Source organism: Micromonospora sp. IBHARD003 (assembly GCF_056106285.1).
Genome location: NZ_JBWBBX010000001.1, coordinates 6,634,654 through 6,658,461 on the forward strand (window position 1 = coordinate 6,634,654; position 23,808 = coordinate 6,658,461).

At 72.6% G+C, this 23,808-nt stretch carries 15 protein-coding genes; 5 read left to right on the forward strand and 10 right to left on the reverse strand.

Annotated elements, in window-relative coordinates:
* Window positions 1-2: 2 nt before the first annotated feature.
* From ACTWOL_RS29195 to ACTWOL_RS29235, 9 genes are all read right to left on the reverse strand, one after another.
* Entirely contained in the window at window positions 3-773 is a 771-nt protein-coding gene (locus ACTWOL_RS29195; RefSeq protein WP_474299808.1) for a VOC family protein, read from the reverse strand.
* Window positions 774-929: 156 nt separating this feature from the next.
* Window positions 930-1,337: a hypothetical protein gene (locus ACTWOL_RS29200; protein WP_474299809.1), complete on the reverse strand. Its 408-nt coding sequence runs from the start codon at window positions 1,335-1,337 to the stop codon at window positions 930-932.
* A complete protein-coding gene (locus ACTWOL_RS29205; protein ID WP_474299810.1) occupies window positions 1,264-2,319 on the reverse strand; it encodes a hypothetical protein in 1,056 nt (351 codons plus the stop codon). The genes ACTWOL_RS29200 and ACTWOL_RS29205 overlap by 74 nt, the downstream gene beginning before the upstream one ends.
* Window positions 2,309-3,847 carry a hypothetical protein gene (locus ACTWOL_RS29210; RefSeq protein ID WP_474299811.1) on the reverse strand — a complete coding sequence of 513 codons (1,539 nt, stop codon included), beginning with the start codon at window positions 3,845-3,847 and terminating at the stop codon, window positions 2,309-2,311. The genes ACTWOL_RS29205 and ACTWOL_RS29210 overlap by 11 nt, the downstream gene beginning before the upstream one ends.
* 1 nt (window position 3,848) lies before the next feature.
* Window positions 3,849-5,561, reverse strand: a complete 1,713-nt coding sequence (locus ACTWOL_RS29215) for a hypothetical protein (protein ID WP_474299812.1) — start codon at window positions 5,559-5,561, stop codon at window positions 3,849-3,851.
* Window positions 5,561-9,124 carry a hypothetical protein gene (locus tag ACTWOL_RS29220; protein ID WP_474299813.1) on the reverse strand — a complete coding sequence of 1,188 codons (3,564 nt, stop codon included), beginning with the start codon at window positions 9,122-9,124 and terminating at the stop codon, window positions 5,561-5,563. The genes ACTWOL_RS29215 and ACTWOL_RS29220 overlap by 1 nt, the downstream gene beginning before the upstream one ends.
* A gap of 2 nt (window positions 9,125-9,126) precedes the next feature.
* Window positions 9,127-11,928: a hypothetical protein gene (locus ACTWOL_RS29225; protein WP_474299814.1), complete on the reverse strand. Its 2,802-nt coding sequence runs from the start codon at window positions 11,926-11,928 to the stop codon at window positions 9,127-9,129.
* Between the two features lie 240 nt (window positions 11,929-12,168).
* Window positions 12,169-12,723, reverse strand: a complete 555-nt coding sequence (locus ACTWOL_RS29230) for a hypothetical protein (protein WP_474299815.1) — start codon at window positions 12,721-12,723, stop codon at window positions 12,169-12,171.
* 11 nt (window positions 12,724-12,734) lie between these two features.
* Window positions 12,735-14,363, reverse strand: coding sequence for a proline-rich domain-containing protein (locus ACTWOL_RS29235; protein ID WP_474299816.1), 1,629 nt, complete (start codon window positions 14,361-14,363; stop codon window positions 12,735-12,737).
* Between the two features lie 706 nt (window positions 14,364-15,069).
* Between ACTWOL_RS29235 and ACTWOL_RS29240 the strand changes: the two genes are divergently transcribed.
* The 5 genes from ACTWOL_RS29240 (at window position 15,070) to rsgA (ending at window position 23,204) form a co-directional block, all read left to right on the forward strand.
* On the forward strand, window positions 15,070-16,974 hold the full coding sequence (locus ACTWOL_RS29240; protein ID WP_474299817.1) for a caspase family protein: 1,905 nt from the start codon (window positions 15,070-15,072) through the stop codon (window positions 16,972-16,974).
* Window positions 16,971-19,781: a CHAT domain-containing protein gene (locus ACTWOL_RS29245; RefSeq protein WP_474299818.1), complete on the forward strand. Its 2,811-nt coding sequence runs from the start codon at window positions 16,971-16,973 to the stop codon at window positions 19,779-19,781. The genes ACTWOL_RS29240 and ACTWOL_RS29245 overlap by 4 nt, the downstream gene beginning before the upstream one ends.
* Window positions 19,782-20,046: 265 nt before the next feature.
* Window positions 20,047-20,796, forward strand: a complete 750-nt coding sequence (locus ACTWOL_RS29250; RefSeq protein ID WP_474299819.1) for a Crp/Fnr family transcriptional regulator — start codon at window positions 20,047-20,049, stop codon at window positions 20,794-20,796.
* A 106-nt stretch (window positions 20,797-20,902) separates the two neighbouring features.
* Window positions 20,903-21,814: a hypothetical protein gene (locus ACTWOL_RS29255; RefSeq protein WP_474299820.1), complete on the forward strand. Its 912-nt coding sequence runs from the start codon at window positions 20,903-20,905 to the stop codon at window positions 21,812-21,814.
* A 280-nt stretch (window positions 21,815-22,094) separates the two neighbouring features.
* Window positions 22,095-23,204: a ribosome small subunit-dependent GTPase A gene (rsgA, locus tag ACTWOL_RS29260; RefSeq protein ID WP_474299821.1), complete on the forward strand. Its 1,110-nt coding sequence runs from the start codon at window positions 22,095-22,097 to the stop codon at window positions 23,202-23,204.
* Window positions 23,205-23,299: 95 nt separating this feature from the next.
* Here the strand turns inward: rsgA and ACTWOL_RS29265 are convergent, their stop codons facing one another.
* The gene (locus ACTWOL_RS29265; RefSeq protein WP_474299822.1) at window positions 23,300-23,782 is read right to left on the reverse strand and encodes a DUF456 domain-containing protein; all 483 of its coding nucleotides are present in this window, start codon (window positions 23,780-23,782) and stop codon (window positions 23,300-23,302) included.
* Between the last annotated feature and the right edge of the window lie 26 nt (window positions 23,783-23,808).

The following is a 23,808-nucleotide window of genomic DNA, read 5'->3' on the forward strand; positions in this document are numbered from 1 at the left end:
CCTCAGCCCGGGGACTCCTCTGGCGCCCGTTCCCCGGACGTGAGATGGAACAGCCCGTCCTCAGGGTCCCGCAGCGTCGCCACCCTGCCGAGCGGCGTTTCCTCGGGAGCCGAGACCACCGTGCCGCCCGCGGCCGTCGCCCGCTCCACCACGGCGTCGACATCGGGCCGGCAGAAATGCACGTGCCAGCGCGGACGGACGACCGGATCCTGCGACTCCGCGACGCCGCCGCCGAATATCCCGGCGACCGGATGCCCGTCGGCAAGGAGCATCACCCGGTCGTGCTCGTACCGCACATCGATGCGGTCGGGTGCTCTGCTGTCCCATTCGAACACCTCGCCGTAGAACAGCGCCGAGGCGAACGGGTCCCTGGTGCGCAGCTCCAGCCAGGCGACGGCGCTCGTCCGGCGTCCGGCGTGCCAGCCCTCGTCGACCGGCCCCTCCCAGATGCAGAACATCGCGTCCTGGGGGTCGGCGGCCCAGGCCATCCGCCCCCTGCCGAAGGCGATGGGACCCACCGCCACCGTGCCGCCGCGCTCCCGGATGCGTGAGGCCACGGCGTCCGCGCTGTCGGCCGCGAGGTACGCCGTCCAGACGACCGGCAGCTTCACGCCCATGGCCTGAGCGGACTCCACCAGCCCCGCGACCGGCAGACCGTCCGCCAGCGCGAGGGCGTACGAGCCCGGGCCGCGGACACCGGGCTTGAATTCCCAGCCGAAGACGGCCCCGTAGAAGTCCTGCGCGGCGCGGATGTCCTGCGTGCTCAGACTCACCCAGCAGGGCGTGCCCTGAAGCCCACGCGCTGTGGTCGTCAAGGCCGCTCACCTCACTCTGCGCATCCCCGCACGGGTATCCACCTCCCTCACACCTTTCAACACAATCAGGGCCCCCGCCACCGCAGGCCGGGCCCGCCGTGGCGGACCGGAGCCTCAGGTCCGCTCCGGGACCCGGCGTGCCTCGCCGAAGTCCCACAGGGCGACCGCGGACCGGTCGCCGCCCGGGCAGCGCACCGGCACGTTCACATCGGAGAAGAAGGCAGTCAGGAAGGGCTTCCGGCCAGCCCAGCGCTGCGCGAACCACTCACCGAGTTCCTCGCGCAGCAGCAACTCGGCCATGGGCGCACTGCACACCGCCAGCAGATCCCCCGGTCCGGTCTCGAACCGGGCCCAACGCAGCTCGGACGCCGCCGACGGCAGACGTGCCCCACGCGCGCCGGTGAACACCTGGCCCCAGAGCCCGTCCCTCCATCGCAGGACGGAGCAGTCACCGACGCCGAAGGCCGTATGCCGCCGCCCCGGGTGATCGCCCAGCTGGGTCAGCAGTCCGGCGAACGCCACGTCGACCGCCCCGTCGCCCGCGGCCCCGGCCGGCCGCACCGTCGCTGCCGGCGACCGGGGCCGCGCCGGCGACTTCGGCCCGTGCCACCAGACGGACGGAGTGAGCCACCCCCTGCACCGCCGTCCGCAGGAGGGCACCGAGCTCGCCGTCGTCGTCCACCGCCGGAGCGCCGTCGTGCGTCGGACGGTACAACTCCGCGCCGAGCCGCTCGCCGTAGTGGCCGAGCTGTGCGGCGAGGCTGCGGCAGGTCCGCTCGGCGGCCGATCGCGACCACAGCCCGCGGGGGGCACCCGCCGCGACGACACTGAGCAGCGTGGGGGAGGGGATCTCCTCCACCAGCCCCAGCAGCACCGAGTCCCGGCGGTGCTCACCGTCCTCGCGCTGCCGCTCGCCCCGCACGGAAGCCGCACGGACGACCAGCGGGCCGAGGTCCGCGCCGTCGACGGTGCTGTCGGCTCCGGCGTCCCTGCCCAGCGGCAACCGGCGGGGTACGGCCGCGGTGTGCGGTGGTTCCCCCGGTGGGCCGGGGGCGGCCGGGTCGTCCGCGCTCCCCGCGGCGGTCCGGGCGAGCCGCGCGGCGAGTTCGGCCTGCAGCCTCGTCTCCACCGCCGCGGAGAGCCGCGCCTCCACCTGCGCCGCGATCCCGGCCTCGACACGGGCCCGTATCCCGGCCTCCACCTCGGCGAACCGGGCCTGCGCACCCGCTTCGGCTCCGGCGAGCCTGGCGTGCAGCGCGCGGTTGTCCGCGAGCGCCTGGTCCCGTTCGCCACGGAGCACATGGAACTGCGTTTCGTAGGCCCGTCGCATCCGCTCTTGTTCTGCTGCGAGTCCAGTCGTGTGCAGCGCCTGGGGTGACGGTGGGGCGGGAGGGAGCGGGCCGGGTGCCCGGTGGCGGGCCTTGAGAGCGAGCCGGCCGCACAGGGCGAGTGACATCACGAGCAGGACGAGCAAGGTGACGAGAAGCACTGACTCAACCTCCATGCGGCGGACCCCCCTTGGCGGCCAGCCTCCGTACGGTCCGTTCCGCGAGCGCGGTGGCGGCGAATGCCTCGAGCCGGTCCCAGAGCTCCTGTGCGCCGTGTCCGGGAAGGGGCGCGGGGACCGGCTCCGGCGGTGATTCCACTGGCGATTCCGGCGCCGACTCCGGCGTCGACTCCGGAGCCGGATGCGGCGACGGTGAGGGAAACGGTGATGAGGACGACGGTGTATGACGTGCCGTCATGTCGTGGCAGCCGAGCCGGATGTCCCGGCAGGCGGCCCGCAACCGGGCGGCCGTCAGCTCCGGAACGCTGCGCTCCGCCTCGTCGACGAGCGGACGCAGCACGGTCTCCGCGAGCGCCACCAGACCCGACGCCTCCCACTCCGCCTCGGCCTGCCGCACCGCATACGCGGGCCGTCTTGCCGCCGGATCCATCAGCCGGGCCGCCCGTCCGGCCTCCGCCGGGGCCACGGCGTACACCGGCAGACCTTCGGCCCCGGGCCCGAGAGCCCGCCTTCCGCGCCCCTGCAGCCAGCGACCCAGTGCGGCCATACCCCGGGTGCCGCGCAGACCCCGGACGGCGGCGACCAGCACCACCGGCGGTGCGTGCGGCGCCCGCCGGACCCGTCCGAGCAGCCGTCCGAGCAGCACCGTGGCCGCAGAGGGCTCCGCCTCCCCGCCGAGTTCGTCCGCGGGGACCACGGCCAGCACCAGATGGGCGGCGTGCAGTACATCGAGGGCCGTCCTGCGCAGAGCGCGCCCGGTTCGGGGCCCGGCACCGTCCGGTCGCCGGACGGGGAGGTCGACGATTTCGACGCGCAGACCGCCGTCAGGACCCGGCACAGGCCAGGGCAGCGCACTTGTGGGGAACGCGGTGCGTATCACCGCAAGGGGAGCGGAAGCCAGCGACGCCACGGCCTCGTCCAGACCCGCCGACAGGGTGCCGGCCGTGGTCAGGTCCTGGCAGCGGCGCCAGGTGCGGGCCACCGTTTCGGCGCCCGCGCAACCGGCCGGGAACAGGGGCCCGTCGACGGTCCCGGAGATCCGGCCGCGGAGCCAGGCCGCTGTCCGGGGCGCGGCGGGAAGCACCACATCCGGGTGACAGCGGGCACTCAGCAGACGCACAAGTCGGTCGGCCGCTGCCGACTGGCCGCAGGACAGCCGTAGTTCGGGGCAGTCCGATGCGCTCTGCACGACGCAGACGGGGAGCAGGTCGGTGGCGAAGGGAGGGTCGGCGATGCGCAGCCCGGTCAGCAACGGCACGAGGCCCGGCCCCCAGCCGGTGCGGGGGACCACGACCCTGAGCGGAACACGCCCCGCGCCACCGCTCCGCTCCGGCCTGCGGGTCCGCGCCGACCCGTGCGGCCCGGACAGGTCGCCGAGCAGCGCCACATCGGCCGCGAGCTGCGGGGACAATCCGGCGGCACGGCCCACCCCGGACGCGGCCAGCAGGGCGCTCGCCCGCACCCACCACGGGCCGCCCCGCGCCTCGGCCCCCGCCCCATACGCGCTCCATGTCGGATCCGTCATGTCACAGCCCACCGGAGCGCGGGGGTTCGGGCCGCTGGACCACCCTGCCGCGGAACTCGGTCCCCCGGCCCGTGCGCCGGCGCAGCGGAGTCTGGAGTACCCACTGCACCAGCTGGGCCGAGTCGCGGCGGCCGTCCCCGCCGACGCCGTTGCGGGTGTACTGGTCGAGATCGGAACTGTGCCAGGAACGGATGTCCTCGAAGACCGGTACATGGCCCACCTCGCGGGCGAGGGGGGCCAGGATGCCCGACACCTCCCCGCGCCACCGCCACCACCAGCTCTCGGGCGCGGCCGCCGGCTCATGGTGCAGTCCGCCCAGGAGGAGGTCCACGGTCAGCGCGGACCTCAGCCGGGCCTTGGCGGTCCAGCTGTCCCGGCCGCTCAGCGCATGGGCGACGGTCTTCAGGCCGATCATCAGTGTGGGCTGGTAGGCGTGCCTGTTCTTCTCGTTCAGCAGTGTGGGGAACGCGTCCGGGTTCAGGACGGCCCGCAGTTCCCGGTCGCACTCCACCAGGCGCAGTGCCTGCTCGGCACGGGCGGCCCAGTGCAGCCTCGGATCGTCGGCGTCGCAGGACCAGGCGTCGACGATGCCGAGGGCCTCGCGGATCCCGTCGCGGGCCGCGGCGGCCGCCTGCCTCACGTCCGGGTCGGTCGCCAGGACGAGCGTGACGAGCACCCCTTCGTGCAGCCCGTCGAGCTCCGGCACGATGTGCCCGGCCCGGTGGCCGTCGGAAGCGACCGGTCCGGAGGCGCCGGCGTAGAAGTGCGTCGCTCCGGCCAACCGCTCCCGCCAGACAGCGGCCTCCTTCTCGGGCAGGCGCAGCAGGGCCAGATGCAGGGACTCCCAGGCGGCGCGGGCGGTGTCCCGGCCGGCAGCGGAGCCGGCCGGACGGCGCCGCCAGGTGCCGACGTATGTGCCGTGGGTCCGGTGCAGTTCGTCGCCCAGCTCGGTCAAGCGGGTGACGAACCGGGTCGTCCGGTCGACGGGTTGAGCGGTGCCGGGCGGAGCGGACCCTCCGCCGGGGGGTGCGGCGCCGGTCGTCGTCTCGGGTGTGATGACGCCGTTCGCGGTGTCGGTGCCGTTCGCGGTGGGGGGCCGGGCGCCGGTCCCGGAATCAACTTCCCCCGGTGCCGATGGCGATGGCGGTGGCGATTCCGCCCCGGCCTCGCTTCCGCTCCCGGCCTCCGCACCGTCACCGGCCTCGGTGCCGCTCCCGGCCTCGGCCTCGTCACCGGCCTCGCTGCCGTTCCCGGCCCCCGCCTCGTCACCGGCCCCGGTGGCCAACTCCTCGTCCCGGGACGCATCTTCTGTCACGGCCTCCGTCACGGCCCCGTCAGGAGTACCCGTCCCCGCCGCCGCGTCGTCCTGGCCCTCCCTCTCCGTACCGGTCTCGCCGGACGTCGGCCTCCGCGATGCCCGCTCCGGGTGTTCCGCCCCGCCGACCTCCTCGGAGCCGCCGCCGGACGGAGCCCGTCTGGCCTCCCGGATCGCGAAGTCGAGCGCGATGGCGGCACTGCGCAGCATGCCGACCGTCTCGTCGGGGTCGTCGACATACGGCACTTCGGACCCCTTGACCTCGTGCAGCGTCTCCAGGCACCGGCCCAGGGCCGTCAGCACGGTGGCGCGGCACTCCGAGTGGCCGGCCCCCAGGAAACGGCTCACGAGCGCCGCGAACGTGTCCCACTCCTCGGCGGCGCCTTTGACTGCGGCCATCAGTGGCTCCCGTTCGTCGGGTCCCAGTGCTTGTTGAAGTTGCTGACACCGCGGTTCATCGGCCGGTGCAGCACCCGGCCGGGCCGCTGCTCGACCTCGCGCAGTGTCTCCGCGGGCAGATAGGGGACGGCGCCCCGGTGCACACGCAGCCGGCCGTGGGCGTCCAGCGTCGCCGAGTGCTCACCCTGGCCAGGGGCGGTGAGCCGGCCCAGGAACTCGGCTTCGCCCGTCCCGTCGCGCCGCAGATAGAAGTGGTAGTGGCCCCGGACCGGGGAAGGCGCGATGACCTCGACCCGTCCGGGCACCGGTGGTTCCTCGGAGTCGGTGGTCTCGTGGAAGAGGTCGGCGAGGTACAGCCCGCCCGCGCTCTGACCGGTCCCGGGAGGGACGGCCTGCGGTGACGGGAACACCTCGATCAGATCGGGCGGCCCCGCCTCCGGCGCGCCCAGCGACACACAGATGCTGCCGGGCAGCGTCCACTGGCCGAGCGGGGCGTTGAAGGTGAGGCCCGCAGCCGCGTCGTCCAGTGCCAGACCCGGTCCGTTGACCAGCAGATGCGGTGTGCCGTTGCAGAGCAGAACGGAAGCGAAGAGCCGGTGGTCCATCTCCAGCTGGTAGTTGACCCCGCTGCCGTCCATCCGCCGCCAGACCTCGCCCAGCGGCTCCTTCATCGACTCGGCGTCGGCCGCCAGGAACAGATTGAAGCTGCCCCACTGGATCGAGTCCTTGGACGAGACCGCCCGGTACAGCAGGATCAGATCGCTCAGCGGCTGCCAGCCGGTGCGTACGCCCTTGGTTCCCCGTGGGTCGAGCTCGATGAACGGGGTTCCGGCCCGTAGTACCGGCAGCACCCGCGCCTCGCCGGTCACCGGACCGAAGTCGCTGGGCAGTGCGGAGAACAGCCCCTGCGTCCTGATGTCGAGATCGCTCAGGCGGATGGCCGCGTCCGTGGCCCGCAGCCGGCCGCGCCGTCCGCCGAGGACACCGGCGAGGGCATGCGTGGAATGGGCCCATGCCGCGCCGAGCGAGGTGGCCTGCTTGGCGATGAAGCCCCGTTCCACCGAGAGCGCGGTGGGGTTCCATCCCAGCGGGATCTGTGCGTCCGTGCCGGCTTTGGTGAGGACGTCGACGACGCTCTCCCGGACCTGCTCCAGTGCGCTGCTGCGGCCGGAGAGCACCACCTGGTCGAGCGCCGGGGCGGGATGCGGATCCAGCCCCTTGGCGATGCGCTTGGCGTTCTCCTCGTGGATCCGTGTGAAGACCGTCCGTACGAGATCGCTGCCCATCTCCGCGGCCCGGCTCAGCACCGGCTGCAGCAGCTTCCGGAAGTCGCCCGGGTCGAGCCCGACCTCCTTCGCGGGGCCGAGCCCGTGCCGGCAGGCGTCGAGTACGGCCTGGACCTGGTCGGTGCGCACGGTCCCGGCGACCACCGCCCCTCCGGTCCCGTCCTCGCCGCCGGTCTCGCCGCTGCCCAGCGCCCGCTTCTGCTGCTCGGCCAGGTGCCACAGCAGCTGGAAGCGATGCTTTCGCTGTACGCGCTCGTCTTCGTCGTGCACTTCGTCCCAGCGCGTCGGCAGGTACTCGTCGAGCATGCGGTGGACGTCGGGCGCGACGACGGTGCCGAGCATCTCGGAGGCCTGGTCGGCGATACGGGTCGAGAGACTGCGCGTCGCGGCCGAACCGTTCGTACCGGCACCTGCCCCCGTACCGCCGTCCGTACCGGGACCGGCGTCGGCACCGGATCCCGCACCGGGGGTGCCGGGGCGGAGCTGGTCGACGAAACACGCCTTGATCCAGTAGAAGACCTGGAGGGTCAGCAGGTCCCCGCCCAGCTGACCGTGCCCGGTGGAGCCCAGCAGCTGGGGTTCGAGCCGGTAGTCACGGCCCGAGACGAACTCCTGCTCCTCCGTCAGCTCAGGGGTCTGGTCCACCAGGGCCAGCCGCAGCAGCGCGATGTCCGTCGTGCCCCCGCCGATGTCGATGGCCAGCAGGATCCGATGCCAGGTCGGCGGATCGTCGCCGACGTGCCGCGAGCGCGAACGCAGCGCTTCCAGGCCCAGGTTCTGGTTGTCGGACAGTTCGCGCATCACGAAGAACAGGCTGGCGGCCAGCCCCTCGTCGTAGTCCATCACCACCTGCGGGATGCCGAGACCGGTGCGTACCAGGGTCTCCAGCCGGAGCTTGGTCTCCGGCAGGATGCTCGTCGGGTAGGTGACCACGGCCGTGCGCAGCCGTGGCTCCGACACATCGGCCGGGCGGCGGCTCAGTTCCTCCGCCCGCTCCACGAGGCGCAGATACATGTGCTGGGCGAGGTGGACGGCACTCATGTCGGTGCCGGCCACGGAACGCGGCGGATGCTCCAGCAGCGCCCGCTTGACTCCGGTGACGGCGCCTTCGGCCCCGTCCCAGGACAGTTTGAAGCGCCGGTCCTGCGGCAGCGGGGGCTCACCCGTCATCTTCCCGTCCGGCCACGGAAGTTCGACCAGCGCGCTGGCCGGGGCGTACGTGCGCTTCCCACTGAGCGCTTCGTAGTCGACGGGCAGCAGCTTGTGGCGGTCGAGCGCCGGTGTGCTCATCACGCGCGCGTAACCGTCGTACAGACGCGACACCAGCCAGTCCCGCAGCGCCGGACGGTTGTCCTGGTGCAGGCACTGCTCCACCTTCACCATGAGGGCGTCCACCACATCGGCGTCGTTGAGCCGTGCCAGGGCCTCCCGGCCGGTGATCCGCTGCCCGCCGCGGCGGCCCAGCACCAGACGGCCGGCCAGGATCTGCTCGACCGCCTTGCGCCAGTCGGCGGGTGCGTCGGCGGGCGGTTCCAGCAGCTCGGCCAGCAGCCCGGCGAGTGCCGCCGACTGATCGGGGTCGACCAGCCGGTGGGTGATGCTGCTCAGGTCCCACAGCGTCGCGGTGGATGCCGTGGACCCCAGGTCGACGACGACGAACTGCTGGAAGTGGCCACTCGCCGGCTGCGGCGGCCTCAGGGCCAGATACTCGCCGTCGTCCGCGGCGGCGAATCCGGGGAATCCCGCCGTCGTCGCCGACGCCGGCGGCGGCTGCTCGCCGGGACCGGCGAACTCCACGGTCACACTGCCGGATGCGGTGTGATTGCCCGCCGGTCCCGTGAAGTCCAGGGACCAGTGCACATCGACCCGCAGCGGCTTCCCGGTGTACGCGGGACCCGTGAGCGCCGTACGGGGGTCTCCGTGCACCAGGCTCACCGGCAGCCTCGCGTCCGTGGACAGGACCCGCAGCCCGTCCACGCTGACGATGGTGTAGTCCTGGGGGACCCAGACGCTCTCCAGGGCCTGGACCAGCCCCGCCGGCAGGGGCTCCCCGGGTTCGGCGCGCACCTCGACACGGGGCGGCAGATGGACGGTGACATAGCCGAACGTGCCGGGCTCGCGCTCCACCAGCACCTCGGGAAGGGCGAATCCGTCACGGCCGGCGAAGACGCGGAAGTGACGGCGGCCCAGTGCGACGACGCCCGGATGGGGCATGCCGGGGTTGCCGGTCGCCGTACCGTCCGGGACGCGGAAGGAGATCTCCAGTTCGCTGCTCATGGTCAGTCGACGCTCCAAGTCCTGATGAGGCGGTCGATCGGCTGCTCGACGTACTCGCGGTACTCCTCGCCACGGCCTGCGCCGAGGTCGTCACCCCCCTGACCGGGGCCGGCGGCGCCGCGGTCGCCGCCGTCTCCCGGTGAGCCGCCCGGCCGGTCGCCGCCGGGGCTCCCGAAGGGGCCGTCGCCCGGCGGGTCCTTGCGGGGCGGCACGACGTCGTTCTCCGTGAGGAGGGCGGCCGACGCCTGGTCGTACACCGGGATGAGCTGCCGGGTGACCTGCTGGAGCAGCTCGTCCAGATGGTCCGTGACGGTGCGGGCCGCGGCATCCGCCGTGTGCTGGCGCAGTTCCACCACCCGCATCGGATGCCGTTCCCGCTCCTCGATGTGCTCCTCGAGGTCCCGCATCAGGTGGTGCCAGGCCAGGGCGTGGCCGGGCCGGGCGGGGAAGCGGCGTTCCAGTTCCGCCCTGTCCCACGCCCGGTATTCGAGCCTCGGCATGATCTTGCCGATCGTCTTCTCGGGGTCGAGGCACGTCCACAACTGCCCCAGCTGACGGCGGGCCTTGGCCGTTCCGCCCCGCCGGCGGGTATAGAGCTCGGCGAGCAGGGCCCGGGTGTCCGGTTCGCCGAACCACTCACGGAGCGCGGCGAACTCCTGCTGCCAGTGGGCCGCCCAGTCCTGGCACCACTCCCGGAGCCGGTCGTTGCCGTTCCCGCTCCACTCCTGGACCGTGTGCCGGAAGTTCTCCACGAAGACGCCGGAGGAGTCCTCCGCGGGATCACCGTCGCCGAAGCCGTCGTCCGCTCCGTCCGTGTCCGCCTCGTCGAAGCCGGGGTAGACGTCGAAGGGGACGCTCGAATCCTCGTCCGGCGGGCTGCTCTTGGTGACCAGATGCTTCTGGTCACGGTCGGCGCGCTCCAGCAGCTGGTGCCACTGCGTCCACTGGAAGACGTCCCGGTGCACCGCCGCGGCGGTCGACGTCAGGCTCGGCGGCCCGGCCGGCGTTCCCTGCTCCCCTTCGTCGTAGTACGGCCTCGCCCCGGCCCGGTCCCCGGCGGACACGCCGCGGCTGCGCAGCGCGTGCAGGGCGGGGCGGACCCGCTTGTCCAGCAGAAAGCGCAGCTCGGCGAACATCTCCGTGATCTCGCGGTAGGCGGCGTTCTCGCCGGCGGCGGAGCGGTGCACCTGGCGCTGGAGCGCGATCAGCGCCGCGTCCAGTTTCCGGCGGGAGCGCTCGGCCCGCTCGAGTTTCTGGGCCACGCCGTTCTTGCGTACGTGGTCCTCGACCAGCGCTCGCAGACGGGCGATTCCGCCGTCCTCGTCGTACGCCCGCAACCGCGGCGTCCAGACGTTGGCGGGCTCGGTGGCCCCCAGGCGCGCCGCGATCGGCTCCCACGGCCGCTCGCCGGGCGGCGGCAGCTTGCCGATGGCGGCCCGCACGCGGTCGCGGGTGTGCTCCGGGAGATGGGTGTACGACAGCTCGTAGCGGCGGATCGCGGGGATCGGCGATGTCACCACGATGCCGTCCTGGCGCCCCCGGACGAACTTGCTGCCGTAGACGTGGATGCCGTTCAGCTCGTCGGCCTGACGCAGCAGCTGGGCGAGGGGCAGTTCGGCGTCCGGCGGAGCCGTGAGGGACGGAAGGTGAGTGCGGTCGAAGACATTGGCGGCGACGAGTGCGGCCTGGCCGAGTGCTTCGGGGGTACGGCCGTCCTCCAGGAGCATGTCCCAGAACTCGGAGGCCCCCTTGGACTGCGGCCGGGCGGAGAGGATGACCAGGAGGATCGTGTGCACGTCGACGAGCGCGCGCCGGCTCAGTGACTTGTCACGGCCGTAGGAGCCCGCCGCGCCGATTCCGGGAAAGTCCAGGAACCGCACCTGGTGTTCGGCGGGCAGACCACCGAGGGCCCAGTGGTCGGGGGAGACCGTGACCTCCTGGATCACCCGCTCGATCAGCGGGAAGCTGCGGCTGAGCGCATCGCCGTCCTCCTTGCGGATGCCGTCCCGGTTGAAGGGGTTGACGGACAGCTTGGGCGCGGTGGCGGGGGTGACGTTCTCCACCGGCAGTTTCAGCGCCTTGTCGACGACCTTCCGCCGGACGGTGACGCTCTGGCCGAGGACGCTCAGCTCTCCCTGCTGGCTCAGCAACGCGTCCCTGATCCGGCACAGTTCGACCACGGTGTCGCGGTGGGTGTCGTCGATGATCTCCGGGGGAACCGGACGGGCGCCCCCGCCCGGCTGGGCCGGCCACAGACAGGGGTACCAGCTGTCGAACGGAGCCCAGCCACGGGCGTCGGTCACCGGGTCGTAGCCGCCGAGGGCGCTGCCCGCACCCAGCTCAGGGTGTCTCTTGTCCAGTCTGGTGATCAGGCTGGAGAGGATGTCCTGGACGCAGCGGCTGAGCTGCGCTTCGGTCAGATAGCGGATCTCGGTGTACTCGGCGGCCCGGGTGGGGCTGCCGGGCTCGCCCGCCGTCAGCGCGAGCACGGTGATGTTGCCAGTGGTGGGGCGCTCCTCGGCGGGCAGCAGATCGGGACAGCCCAGAAGGGTGCCGAGCAGCAGGGACTTGCCGACGCTGTACTCCCCGACGACGCCGATCGTCACCGGGGACACGGCCCGGTCCAGCAGCTCCTGGGCTGCCTCCCTGACCCGTTCCCTGGCGATGTGGCACTCCGGGGTGTCGGGTATCTCCTGCTCCTGGAGCATGGCCTGGGCCTCCTGGGCGTACTGCCGCAGATCGGCGAGTGCGGTGGGAGAGGCCCCGGCGGGGTCTGTGGCTGCTGAGGCGGATGTGTGGGACACGGCGACTCCGCGGTGAGTGCGTAAGCGGTCGGAACACGGTCGTTCGGGTCGGTGGTGCGGGGGCTGGTGGTCGTCAAGGTGTGGGCGGCGAGGGGAGCTGGTGGTCCCGGTGCTGGTGCCGGTGCGGTTCCGGTGACGACGGCCCGGGCGGTGGAAGGTCGGTCGACGGGGGTCGGTGGCGAAGCCCCGGGTGGTGACGGGCGGACGACACGGGTTGCCGGTCCGGGACACGGCCGCTGTTCAGCCGAGCAGGAAGAACAGCTCGATCTCCGCGGTGCCGGACGGGACGCCGGGATCGGTGTTGTGGTAGCCGCGGATGATCTTCTCGTCGTAGGGCGGGAAGAAGCTCGGCGCCGCCTGCGGCAGCTGCTTCGCGACGGACGTGGCGTACGCGGTGCTGGTTCCGGTGTCGACGGCACCGCCCGGCAGTCGGCCGGCATTGCCGAAGACCATTACGAACGCCGCACGCCGGCCCCGGAACTGCTGTGTCCTGGCGCGGACTTGGGTCCGCAGGCTCGCGACGGCCTTCGACGAGCCGGCGATGAGACCGTCCGGATCGGTGCGTACGGTGATCGACTCGGTGTGCGGATCGAGCCCTTCGGCCGGCGGCGCGGGCGTCCGGCTGCTCGGGGCCGGAGACGAGGAGACGGACACGGACGGCGCGGTGCGGATGCCCGCTTCCTTCGGACGGACCTGCTGGGCGGATCCCTGCGTCGTCTCGCCGCCGAGCACCACGACCACCATGACCAGCAGCAGATCGGCGAAGAGCCATCCGGCCAGCCGTGTCGCCGGCATGCCGCTCCTCTTCATCGGTCCCCCTCGGCGACCGGCTGCGGGATGCGGGAGCCATCGGTGGCTCCGGGGCGGGACGGCCCGTGTCCGGAGCCCCGGGAGCCTTGGTGCGGAAGTGGCCCAGGCCGGTCCTGCGGCGGGTGGGCTTGCTGGGGGTGCGGTACGGACCGTGGCGCCGCGGAGTGCGGCCCGGGCGGCGACTGTGGCGCCCGGGTGTCCGGGGTACTCGGGATACCCGGGTTGTCCGGGCCGTTCGGGAGTGACCGCAGGGCCGTATGCAGCCGCTCGACGGCGTCCGCCAGCCGGTCGGCGGATTTCGTCAGCAGATCCTGCGCCCCGGCCAGGGAGTCCTGCGCGGCGAGGCCCGCCGTGCCCGACTCGGCGATGCGGGCGGACAGTTCGGCCGTGACCGAGCGCACCTCGTCGCGCAGGGAGACGGCCAGCGCCGTGACCGCGAGATCGTAGGCGGTGCCGATGCGTTCGGCGCCTTCTCTCGCCGCGTCCTCGATGGCGGCGGGGAACGCCGCGAGCGTGTGGTCGAGGCCGTTCAGCGTCGCCGTCAGGACCTGGGTGGACTCGGCGGCCGACGCCCGTACGGCGGTGAGGGACCCGGTCACTTCCTCCACCGCCCGGCTCATCCAGGCCCCCGCGCGTTCGGCCGATGCCGTCTCGCGCTGGCGTGCGTCGAGCGCGGCCCTGTCGATACGGTCTGCCGTCGCTTGTCCGGCACCGCCGATGCGGTCCGCCGTGAGCCGCCCCGCCCGGTCGAGGCCTTCGGCCAGGGCCGAGCCCGACCTCGCCAGTTCGTCGGTCAACTGCCGGGTGCCGCTCGCCACTTCTCCGGCCGCCTGCGTGGCGGTGCGTACGGACTCCCGAACGTCCGCCGTGCCCGTCAGCAGTTCGGCCACGGCCGACTCGAGTGCCCGGGCCGCCGCGAGGTGCTGCTGTGCCGCGGTGCCGGCCTCCGTCAGAAGGGTGCGGGCGCTTTCCTGGACGTCGGCCGCCCGGGTCAGCAGCTCCCGCAACCCCGAGGCCGCGCCGCGGAGTTCTTCGGCGAAGCGGGCGGGAGAGGCGTGCGCGGCGCGCTCGGCGAGCGCCTCGACCTGGGCGAGGGCCCCTGACAGACGGGGCACGAGCAGTCGGCGCTGGGTCTCGTCCGCGGTCTCCCTGAGCCGGGCCCGGACGGTCGTCCCCATGAGGGCCAGCAGTGCGACGACGGTGTAGACGACCATCATGTCGAAGTGCAGGAAGGGCCACAGATGTCCGTCGAAGCCGCGCTGCCAGAGGGTGAGGAAGGACGCGGAGGACGCGGAGGATCCCGTGGTGCCGTCCTGACCTGTGGTGGACTGGCTCATCCGCTGGTACGCGTAGGCGGCGGCGCCGAGCCCGGCCCACGTGACGAGGAGCGGGGCGAAGACGAGCACCGAGGGCAGAGCGGAGAGCAGCCGTCGCGCCCGGCCGTCAGGAGCGGCGGGCGCGGCCGTCAGGGCGTCCGGTGCGCAGTAGGCGGCGGCCAGCCGGCCACCGGCCCACAGACGCAGTTCGTCCTTGTCGTCCGCCTCCACCGCGTCCGCGAGTCGGCGCAGCGCGCCGGCGTGCACGGCGCAGTGCGGGTGGTCCGCGAGCTCGCGTAACTCGGCCACGAGGCGTTCGGGTTCGTGATGGGTGGGCCCGGCGGCGCATCGCTTCCCTGACATCTCCGATGTCCCGGGCGACCGCGACCTCCCGGATACGGGGGAGGCTGCGCCGCCCCGTATCCGAATACGCTTCGAAAATCCGCCCACATGTTCCGGCAACCCCATGGTGCTCCCCCCGTCGGGCCTGGGCCGGTTCTGAAATATGCCATCGATCGGCAGGGGGTAACCAGTCGTATTGCGGAATTGGTCGGACGGCCCTGCGGTATCCAGGGTGGTGAGGCGGACCGGGCCCCTGACGAGGGACGGCGTCGAGCGACACCTGGGATGTGAGTGCTCGTTTGGGGCGCCGGTAGCGGCGATGTCGAAGCGGGATACGAATCGCTCGATAATTGCTTTCCGTTCTGTCTTTTGTTGACCGGATCGCCGATCGGAATGTGTCAGAGGGGTGCGTTATCCACAGGCGTGGCGGCTTTCGTCGAATCGCCGCTACGGTCGGCAGCGGATATTCCGGCTGGGAGGGCTGGGAAGGAATGCGGGGGAGGGCGAGGAACACGGAACCGGAGCACGCGGGGAACGCGGAGAACCGGCGAACACGGACGACCGGCGAGCGCGGAGAACGCGGAGAGCCGCGTCATCGGTGCCGGCCGGGAGCAACGCGCAGACGACCGGCGCCCGTACCGATGGGCGTCCTTCTTCCACGTGGGGGTATGAGATGACGCTGCGAGCCGTGCTGATCGGTGCCCAGACCTATGGGCTGACCGGTGTGCACACCGATGTGGAGCTGATGCACCGAGTGCTGAGAAGCCATGGCTTCACCGACATACGGACCTGCACCGGCGGTACGGCGTCCTACGCGGGCATCACCCGGGCGCTGGGCCGTCTCGTCGCGGACACCCGGCGGGGCGACGGCGTCGTCGTCTACTACTCGGGCCACGGTGCCCTGCTGGACGGTCTGCAGTACCTGGTGCCCGTGGACATCGGCGACGGTACCGCGTCCGACTTCCGGGGCTTCCTGGCCGAGGAGCTCACCGCCGTCGTCCGCGAACTCGCCGGGGCGACGTCCAACGTCACGGTCATCCTCGACTCCTGCCACTCCGGCGGGGCGGTGCGCGAGGCGTCGTACACCTCGGGCAGGTGGTTCCTCAAGTCGGTGCAGCTGCCCCGCGTCCCCCAGCACGCGGGCCTCGCACGTGCGGCGGCACTCGCGCGACCCGGCGACCCCCTCGTTCCGGGTGTCGTCCGGCTCACCGCCTGTCAGCGGCACGGCTCCGCCTATGAGACCGAACTGCGTCCCGGCGCGGGGAGACAGGGAGTGTTCACGGCGGCCCTGGCGGAGTTGCTCGACCCGCACAGGCACCCCCGTGTGCCCTGGTCGGTGCTCATCGCCCAGGCGCGTGACCGCATCCAGCAACAGCAGGTGCGCCAGTGGCCCGACGCCGGAGGGCCCTCGGGGCGGCTGCCGTTCTCGCTGGAGGAGCCCGCCCAGCCCGAACAGCTCCCGCTGCAGCGGCGGGACGGCCGCTTCGTCGTCCCCGGCGGGGCCGTATTCGGCCTCGGCCCAGAGGACACCGTCAGCGTCGTACTCCCCGGCGGCCGGCACCGCCGCGACACCCTGATACCGGCGACCGTCGACGAGATGAAGGCGGGGGACGCCCTGCTGCGCACGGCGCCGTCCGCCGCGCCGATGCCCCTGGCCGAGGCGCCGCTCACCGCACAGCCGCCGCCCGGTTCGTACGCACTGGTCGTGCGGACCCACGATCGCCGCCAGGTGTTCATCGACGCCGATGGCCCCTTCGCCGAAGCCCTGCGCAAGGAACTGGCCCGCTGTCCGCGGCTGGCGGAGACCGAGGAGGAAAGCCTCGCCTTCGCCGTGGTGCGCGCGCCGAGCGGTGCCGCCTGCGAGGTGCTCGACCCGGACGGGCTCGCCTTCCGTGCACCGGAGCGGACCGCGCACCGCGATCCGGTGCGGCTGACCGCACTGCTGGAGGAACTGGCCCGTGGCGACCGGGTCCGACGCCTCAGGGACCCGCACGGCGGAGCCCGTCTGGACGCCTCCGCGGACGTCCGGTTCGAGGTCAGGGGGCAGACGCCGCAGGGCGGATGGCGCGCCATGCGACCGGACGGCGAGCGGCTGTACGGCGGTGACCGCTACCGCGTCACGGTCACCAACCACTCCTACAGGCCGCTGTATCTGTGGGTGATCGGCATCGGACTGAGCGGTCGCACCACCCTGGTCACCAACGACCAGCCCGGCGGCTATCTCGTCGAACCCCGCAACGCTCTGCGCCCCGGGATGTGCACCACTCCGTCGGTGACGGTCTACTGGCCCGCCGACGTGCCCGAGCTGGGGCCCCGTACGGAGACCGTGCATCTGCTCCTCGGCGACCGCCCGATGGACCTCGCGGCTCTGGCGTCCCGCGAGGCCCCCGACCGGTCCTTCGGCGCACACGATCCCGCGCTCGGGGCGCTCCTTCAGGAGGTCTGGGAGGGCGTGCGGGACCAACTGCTCGACACGGGCCGGGAGTTCCACTACCGCCTGTGGACCGTGCACGCGGATGCGCTGCCCCAGCCGCGATCGCGCACGACGACGCAGCAGCGGCAGGGGGCCGGGGCATGAGCCGGCGCGCAATGGAGCACATGAGGCAGGCGGACCATCTGGCCGAGCAGCGGCGCTGGCCGGAGGCATACGCGCGGTACCGCAAGGCCGCCATGGAGTTGTCGGACCCCTGGCTCTCCGCCCTGGGCTGGCAGCAGGCCGCCGTCGCGGCGGGGCAGCACGCCCGCTATCCCGAACAGGCCGAATGCAGTCGGCGCAGCCTTTCCCTTCTGCACGGCATCGAGAAGGGCACACCCCTGCTGCGCCGCGCCAGGATCGCGGCACTCCTCGCTCTGACGGAGGCGCTCTACCACACCGGGCAACTCGCCGAGGGCGAGCACACCGTCCGGCAGGTCTTCGACCTGATCGACGACGAGGACCCCGACTTCACGGCCGAATGCTTCCACCGGCTCGGACAGGCCTGCATCCTCCGGGGTGAGATGGGCGGCGCCCTCACGGCCTTCGCCAGGGCTGCCGGGACGGCGCGCGCGGCGGGGGGCGGGATCCTGCTCGCCCAGGAGCTGGTGACCCTCGGACTCGCCGCCAACATGGCGGGCGACCACACGACCGCCCGGGACTGCGCGGACGAGGCCGAGCGGCTGGCCCGGGCGTCGACCGCGGTCGATCGCGTCAGGATCCTCGCCGGTGCCATGAGCCTGCAGGGGGTCGTGCTACGACGCGGACTGCGCTTCGAGGAAGCGGTGTCGAAGGGCCGGGAAGCCCTTGCGCTGCTGCTGACCGCCGGCGGGCCGGACGCCGGCACCGCGCTCGCACAGATGCGTGAGGGTCTCGCGAATTCCCTGATGTTCTGCGACGAGCCGAAGCGTACGGCGGAGGCGGTGGAGCTGCTCACGCGGAACTACGCGGAGGCGGCCGAGCGCGGCGACGGCATCTTCCTGTTCTCCGCGGCGGCGAACCTCGCCAACGCCCATACGACGACGGACGACATGGACACGGCGCTCGCCTGGTCGCAGCGAGCCGTGGCCATGGCACGTCAGGGCGGGTCACCGCACTTCGTCGCCTCCGCGCTGCTGACCCTCGCGGCCGTACTGCAACTCAGGGGCGATCACGAGTCCGCCGAAAACCGGCTGACGGAAGCCGTCACACTGTGGGAGCGGGTGAGGGCGACCTCGCGCAACGAGAACGAACACATAGGCCTACTGGGCGAACAGGCCCAGGTCTACCGCTCCCTCCAGCGCTGCCGGGTCGCGCGCGGCGACACGGACGGCGCCCTGGAGGCGGCCGAGCGGGTCCGCGGACTGCTGCTGGAGCAGCGGATCCTCGCGCTGAGGGGAAGCGGCCCAGGCGGCACGTCCGCCGATGGCTCCAGCGGTGACGCCCCCGGCATGCCCGGTACGGCGACCGCGGTGGGCGGCCCGCGACCGGCCGGTGCACCGGGAGCCGGTGCGAACACTCCGGGCAGGGCGGCCCGGATGCTCTCGGAGCAGGCGGCCGAGCACGACACCGTCATGCTCGTCTACAGCCTCCTCGGGCCCCAGCGCCCCTCGCCGGTGAGCCGCGCCACGACCGCTTTCATCTGGGTGATCACGCCCGACGGCACCCGGCGGCACCATGAGGTCGACGTCACGGACCTCACCGTGTTCAGCGAGGAGTTGCTGGCCGCCGGTTCTGCCGCTTCGGCCGGTGCGGCCGGTACCGCCGACGTGGCGGCGGACCGTGGACCCCGTGCCGACCTGCCCGGAGCTCGTCAGGCCGCACTCCCCACCACACCAGGCGATATGCCTCCGGTCGGTGGGGAAGGGGCGGCAGCCGTCGCCGGGCCGGAGGCCAGGCTGCTGCGAGCGCTGTCGCGGGGCACCGCTCCCGGTGACCGCACTACACGGGACAGCCTTCCCCTCGGCGGCCGGGACTGGGGCCCGGTCGTCGAGGAAGAGGGCCTGCGCCTGTTCGCGGACACCTTCCTGCGGCCCGTGGAAGACGACATCGCGGCGGCAGGCACCAGCCGGCTCGTCATCGTGCCCGACGGATATCTGCACTACATCCCGTTCACCGCGCTGCCGCTGAAGGACGACACCCCACTGGTGGAGCGGTACGCCGTGTCCCTCGCACCCTCCACCCGGCTGCATCCCGGCAGTCGGCGGGGCGGCGCCCCGCCGACGGTCGGCCCGCACCAGGCGCTCGTGGTGGGCAACCCCGACCCGCCCTCGGAACCCCTCCTTCCGGGGCTGCCCGCCCCCGTGCTGCCGCCACTGCCCGCTGCCGAGCGGGAGGCACGCGCCGTCGCGGGGCTGTACGGGACACACGCCCTGCTCGGTGCCCGGGCCACCCGGCAGGCCGTCCTCGACCGGCTTCCGGCCGCGCGGTTCGCCCACTTCGCCACCCACGCGCTCGCCGGTGAGGACGTCCTGCGCATACCGGGAGCGCTGTGTCTGGCTCCGGACACCTCACGGCGTCCGGCCGCGGACCGCGACGGCGCCGTTGCGACCGGCGGAGGTGCGGGCAGTTCCTATCTGAGAGCGGACGACATCCAGCCGCTCGACCTGTCAGGCTGCCGCCTCGTCGTGCTCAGCGCCTGCCAGACCGGCTGGGGGCGGCTCTCGCCGGAAGGGAACCTCGGTCTGGCCCGCACCTTCCTGGCCGCGGGTGTCGACTGCGTGGTGGTGTCGCTGTGGCCGGTCGACGACGAGGCGACGGCCACCCTCATGGTCGCCTTCCACCACGGGCTCGCCGCCGGAGCCACCACCGGGGAGGCACTGCGCCGAGCCGTGCGGGAGACCAGGCTCCGCTGTCCAAGTCCCGGGGACTGGTCGGGATTCACCCTGCTGGGTTCCCCCGATCTGCGATTCGCCCCCGTGACCGGGAGCTGAACTCCGCACCGGAGCACGCCCACGGGGCCGGTGACGGGGATCCGGCCGACCGCCGACGGCCGGCCGGATCCCCGTGCTCACCCCCGTTCCCACAGCCTGCCGGGCGGCGGCCGCACCGTCCCCGCAGCAGTGCGGAATCAGACCGACCGCACCATGCCTGACGGCTCAACTTACCTGTGAGAAAAGGGGTGTTCGTCCATGCTCAGCGGCTATGCTGCCGTACGCCACAAGCGCCGGAGAAGTCCGAGAGCCCGGGGGTGCGGCGATGCCGGAGATACACGGGGAGGGTGCGGTCGGCCGATGGCCGCACGGGACACTGCTCGCGGAGCTGTCCGACTCGTCCGAGGCCGCCAAGAACCTGCTCTCGCTGGGCACCGCACGCGCGTACACGGCCGGCGAGATCCTGCTCGCCGAGGGGCTGCACGAGACGTTCGTCCTGTTGTTGCTGAGCGGGGTCACCAAGGTCACCGCGGTCACGGAGAACGGCGACACGGCACTGCTGGCCGTCCGTCTCGGCGGCGATGTGGTGGGGGAGTTCGCGGCCCTCGACAACCGGCCACGGTCGGCCACGGTCACGGCCGCGGGCGCGGTCGCCGCGCGACGCATCGGGCAACGGGACTTCCTCGGCTGCCTCGATCAGTACCCTGCCGCGGCGCTGGCGGTGAGCCGGATGCTCGTACGGAAGAACCGCTGGTCGGTGCGGCGCAGGGGCGATTTCGGGGGCAGCCCGGTGGCGACCCGGGTCGCGCGGGTGCTCGTCGATCTGCTCGAGGACTACGGACAGCCGCAGGGCGGCGGCGTCCTGATCGGCCCCCGGCTCACCCAGGCGGAGATCGCCGGACTGGTCGGCGCGAAGGAGCGCCGGGTGCACCATGTGCTCGGCGAGCTGGCCGAACAGGGGGTCATCCGGGTCGGCTACAGCCGGGTGACCGTGCTCTCCACGACCGGCCTGCGGCGCGCCGCCCGGCTCCTGGACCCGGCCGACGGGCCGACCGGCCGCACACGCCCCGGGTGACCTTCCCGGCCGGGCGCATACGCACCGGGCGAACACACCCGGACGACCGACAACCACCGCTCATGGCTGACGCACGCCATGTGGGGGGAACCAGGGGGACCAGCGCATGCACCCGACAGGACCGACCCACGGAGACGACACCGGTGCGCCGGCGGGCGGCGAGGCTCCGTACCGCGTCGACGACGCCCACCAGAACGAGGGTGCCGACGGTGACCACGGCGAACGCCATCAGGACGACGAACACCATCAGGAACGAGACCGGGGCCAAGGCGAGCACGACCACGACGATGTGCTCGCCAACCCGGATCTGCTCGCGGTCGACGGCGTGGTCGCCAAAGGCGGACACCTCACCCACGACCGCCTGGGCGGCGCACTTCTGGGCCGCCCCCTCGGCTATGCCCTGCCCGGAGCCGACCTTGACGACCTCCCTCCGGGGCTGCGGCGACTCTGCCTCGCCGTCGACATCGAGAAGTACAGCGCCCGCGACAACGCGGACATGGTCCGGCTGCAGCGCGTACTGCTGCGCACACTGCGGACCGCCTGCACACGGGCCGGCATCGTATGGCCGAACTGCGGCCGGCAGGCCCAGGGCGACGGCTACCTCCTGGTGATGGAGCCCGGCGTCGACGAGGCCAGAGTCGTGCCGCGCCTGCTGGACGGCCTGGCCACGGGGCTCGCGGCAGCCAACGGCCCGGCCGGAGACATCCGGATGCGCGCCAGCCTGCACCAGGGCATCGTCCACGAGGCCGACAGCGGCTACGCCGGATCCGCGGTGGTCGCCCTGTTCCGTGTCCTGGACTCGGCCCCGGTGCGGCGCACCCTCGCCCACACGCCTTCGGCCCATCTGGTGGTGGCGTTCTCCGACCCCCTCTACCGGGATCTGGTCGGGGTCGGCTACGACGGCCTGCAGACGAACGGATTCGAGCGTGTGGAGGTCCGGATCGAGGCGAAGGACTTCACCGAGGTGGCCTGGGTGCGGGCGCTGCCCCGTCCGCAGGCCGGAACGCCGGGCAGCTGAGCGCCGCACACCCATCCGCCCGGCACCGGAAAAATACGGTGGTGCGGTCAAGATCACCGGGCTACGGTGGGGGCATTCGTCCGGCGGCGTCAGGCCGCCGTGTCCGGCTGGGTGCAACAGGAGGTGTGACCGATGGCTGTCATCGCGATGGGCGCTGCCCAGACCCAGAAGTTCATCAATCCCACCTCCGTGGTCACCGGCTGACGGCTCTTCGCTCTGCCCGTCTCCTACTCCCACGCCTGAGTGCGTGTGCCGGGGCCACCCTTGTGAAGGGTCCCCCTTGACTTTCTCCTCTGCACCGTCTTTTCCGTCCACCCCGCACTCTCTCGCGCCCTACGGCTGGGACGAGGGGTGGCAAGCGGAGTTCGCTCCGTACATCGAACAGGGCCTCGTGCCGGGCCGCGTCATCAGGGTCGACCGGGGCCAGTGCGACATCGTCACCCCGGACGGGGTGGTCCGGGCCGACACCGCGTTCGTCACCCCGCACGACCCGCTGCGGGTGATCTGCACCGGGGACTGGGCCGCCGTGGACGCGGACGGCACCCCGCGCTATGTGCGCGCCTATCTGCCTCGGCGTACGGCGTTTGTGCGCTCCACGTCCTCCGAGCGTTCCGAGGGCCAGATCCTGGCCGCCAACGTCGACCACGCGATCATCGCGGTGTCGCTCGCCGCCGAGCTCGACCTCGGCCGGATCGAGCGGTTCCTCGCCCTGGCCTGGGAGAGCGGCGCCCAGCCGCTCGTCGTGCTGACCAAGGCCGATCTCGTGCCGGACGAGACGGTCCGGTCGTATCTCGTCGACGACGTCGAGACGGCCGCACCCGGCGTCCAGGTACTGGCCGTCAGCTCGCTGACCCGCGAGGGCACCGATGTCCTTGCGGCGGTCGCCTGCAGTGGTACGAGTGTGCTGCTCGGGGTCTCCGGCGCGGGCAAGTCCACCCTGGCGAACACGCTGCTCGGCGAAGACGTCATGGCGGTCCAGGCAGCCCGCGATGTCGACGGCAAGGGCCGTCACACCACGACCACCCGCAACCTGCTCGCCCTCCCCGGCGGCGGGGTGCTCATCGACACGCCCGGGCTGCGCGGCGTGGGGCTCTGGGACGCCGGAGTGGGTGTCGGCCAGACGTTCTCGGAGATCGAGGAACTGGCCGGGGACTGCCGCTTCCACGACTGTGCCCATGAGTCGGAGCCGGGATGCGCCGTACTCGCGGCGATCGAGGACGGCGCTGTGCCGCAGCGCCGTTTGGACAGCTACCGCAAGCTGCTGCGGGAGAACCAGCGCATCGTCGCCAAGACCGACGCCCGGCTGCGGGCGGAGATCCGGCGCGACTGGAAGATGAAGGGCGCGCAGGGCCGCGCGGCGATGGAGGCCAAGCGGGGCCGTATCCGCTGAGCCGCCCCGGACCGGGCGGGGCCACGCCGGCCCGCCCGGTCCGAGCTCCACCGGGCCAACTCGGCACGGTCGGCCGCCGAGCCCGCATAGGCCCCTCAGCCGGCGATGACAACGCACACCCACGCCGCCACGACCAGCAGACAGGCGAGAAGCTCCACGAGCACGCTCGTCCCCGCCGCGCGCATCACCGTACGCGTCGAGGTCATCGCCTCGCCGTGCCCGCCGAGCCGCAGCCGCTCGGATCCGTAGAGGCCGCCGACGAAGCCCAGCACCGCGCCCACGACCGGAATCACGACGAAGCCGACCAGGGCCCCCGCGCCCGCGAACACCGCCATCCGGGGCGTGATCCCCACCCCGCGGATCTGCCGCGGCCCCAGCTGCCAGACGACCACCTGGGTGACGAGCAGCAGTGCGGTGGAACCGACCAGCACCCACCAGGCCGACGCCGTACGCTCCTGCGCCGACCACCACAGCAGCCCGGACCAGACGAGCCAACTGCCCGGCACCCCCGGGACCAGCACCCCGAACAGGCCGAGCAGCATCACCATGCCGACCAGGACGAGCTGCCATGCCTCCATCAGCCAAGGGTGCAGGACCGGCAACG

Excerpts from the sequence above, each read along its gene's own strand:
- ACTWOL_RS29205 (WP_474299810.1), bottom strand. The coding sequence starts at position 2,319 with ATGGAGGTTGAGTCAGTGCTTCTCGTCACCTTGCTCGTCCTGCTCGTG.
- ACTWOL_RS29210 (WP_474299811.1), bottom strand. The coding sequence starts at position 3,847 with ATGACGGATCCGACATGGAGCGCGTATGGGGCGGGGGCCGAGGCGCGG.
- ACTWOL_RS29215 (WP_474299812.1), bottom strand. The coding sequence starts at position 5,561 with ATGGCCGCAGTCAAAGGCGCCGCCGAGGAGTGGGACACGTTCGCGGCG.
- ACTWOL_RS29220 (WP_474299813.1), bottom strand. The coding sequence starts at position 9,124 with ATGAGCAGCGAACTGGAGATCTCCTTCCGCGTCCCGGACGGTACGGCG.
- ACTWOL_RS29230 (WP_474299815.1), bottom strand. The coding sequence starts at position 12,723 with ATGCCGGCGACACGGCTGGCCGGATGGCTCTTCGCCGATCTGCTGCTG.
- ACTWOL_RS29240 (WP_474299817.1), top strand. The coding sequence starts at position 15,070 with ATGACGCTGCGAGCCGTGCTGATCGGTGCCCAGACCTATGGGCTGACC.
- ACTWOL_RS29245 (WP_474299818.1), top strand. The coding sequence starts at position 16,971 with ATGAGCCGGCGCGCAATGGAGCACATGAGGCAGGCGGACCATCTGGCC.
- ACTWOL_RS29250 (WP_474299819.1), top strand. The coding sequence starts at position 20,047 with ATGCCGGAGATACACGGGGAGGGTGCGGTCGGCCGATGGCCGCACGGG.
- ACTWOL_RS29255 (WP_474299820.1), top strand. The coding sequence starts at position 20,903 with ATGCACCCGACAGGACCGACCCACGGAGACGACACCGGTGCGCCGGCG.
- ACTWOL_RS29265 (WP_474299822.1), bottom strand. The coding sequence starts at position 23,782 with ATGGAGGCATGGCAGCTCGTCCTGGTCGGCATGGTGATGCTGCTCGGC.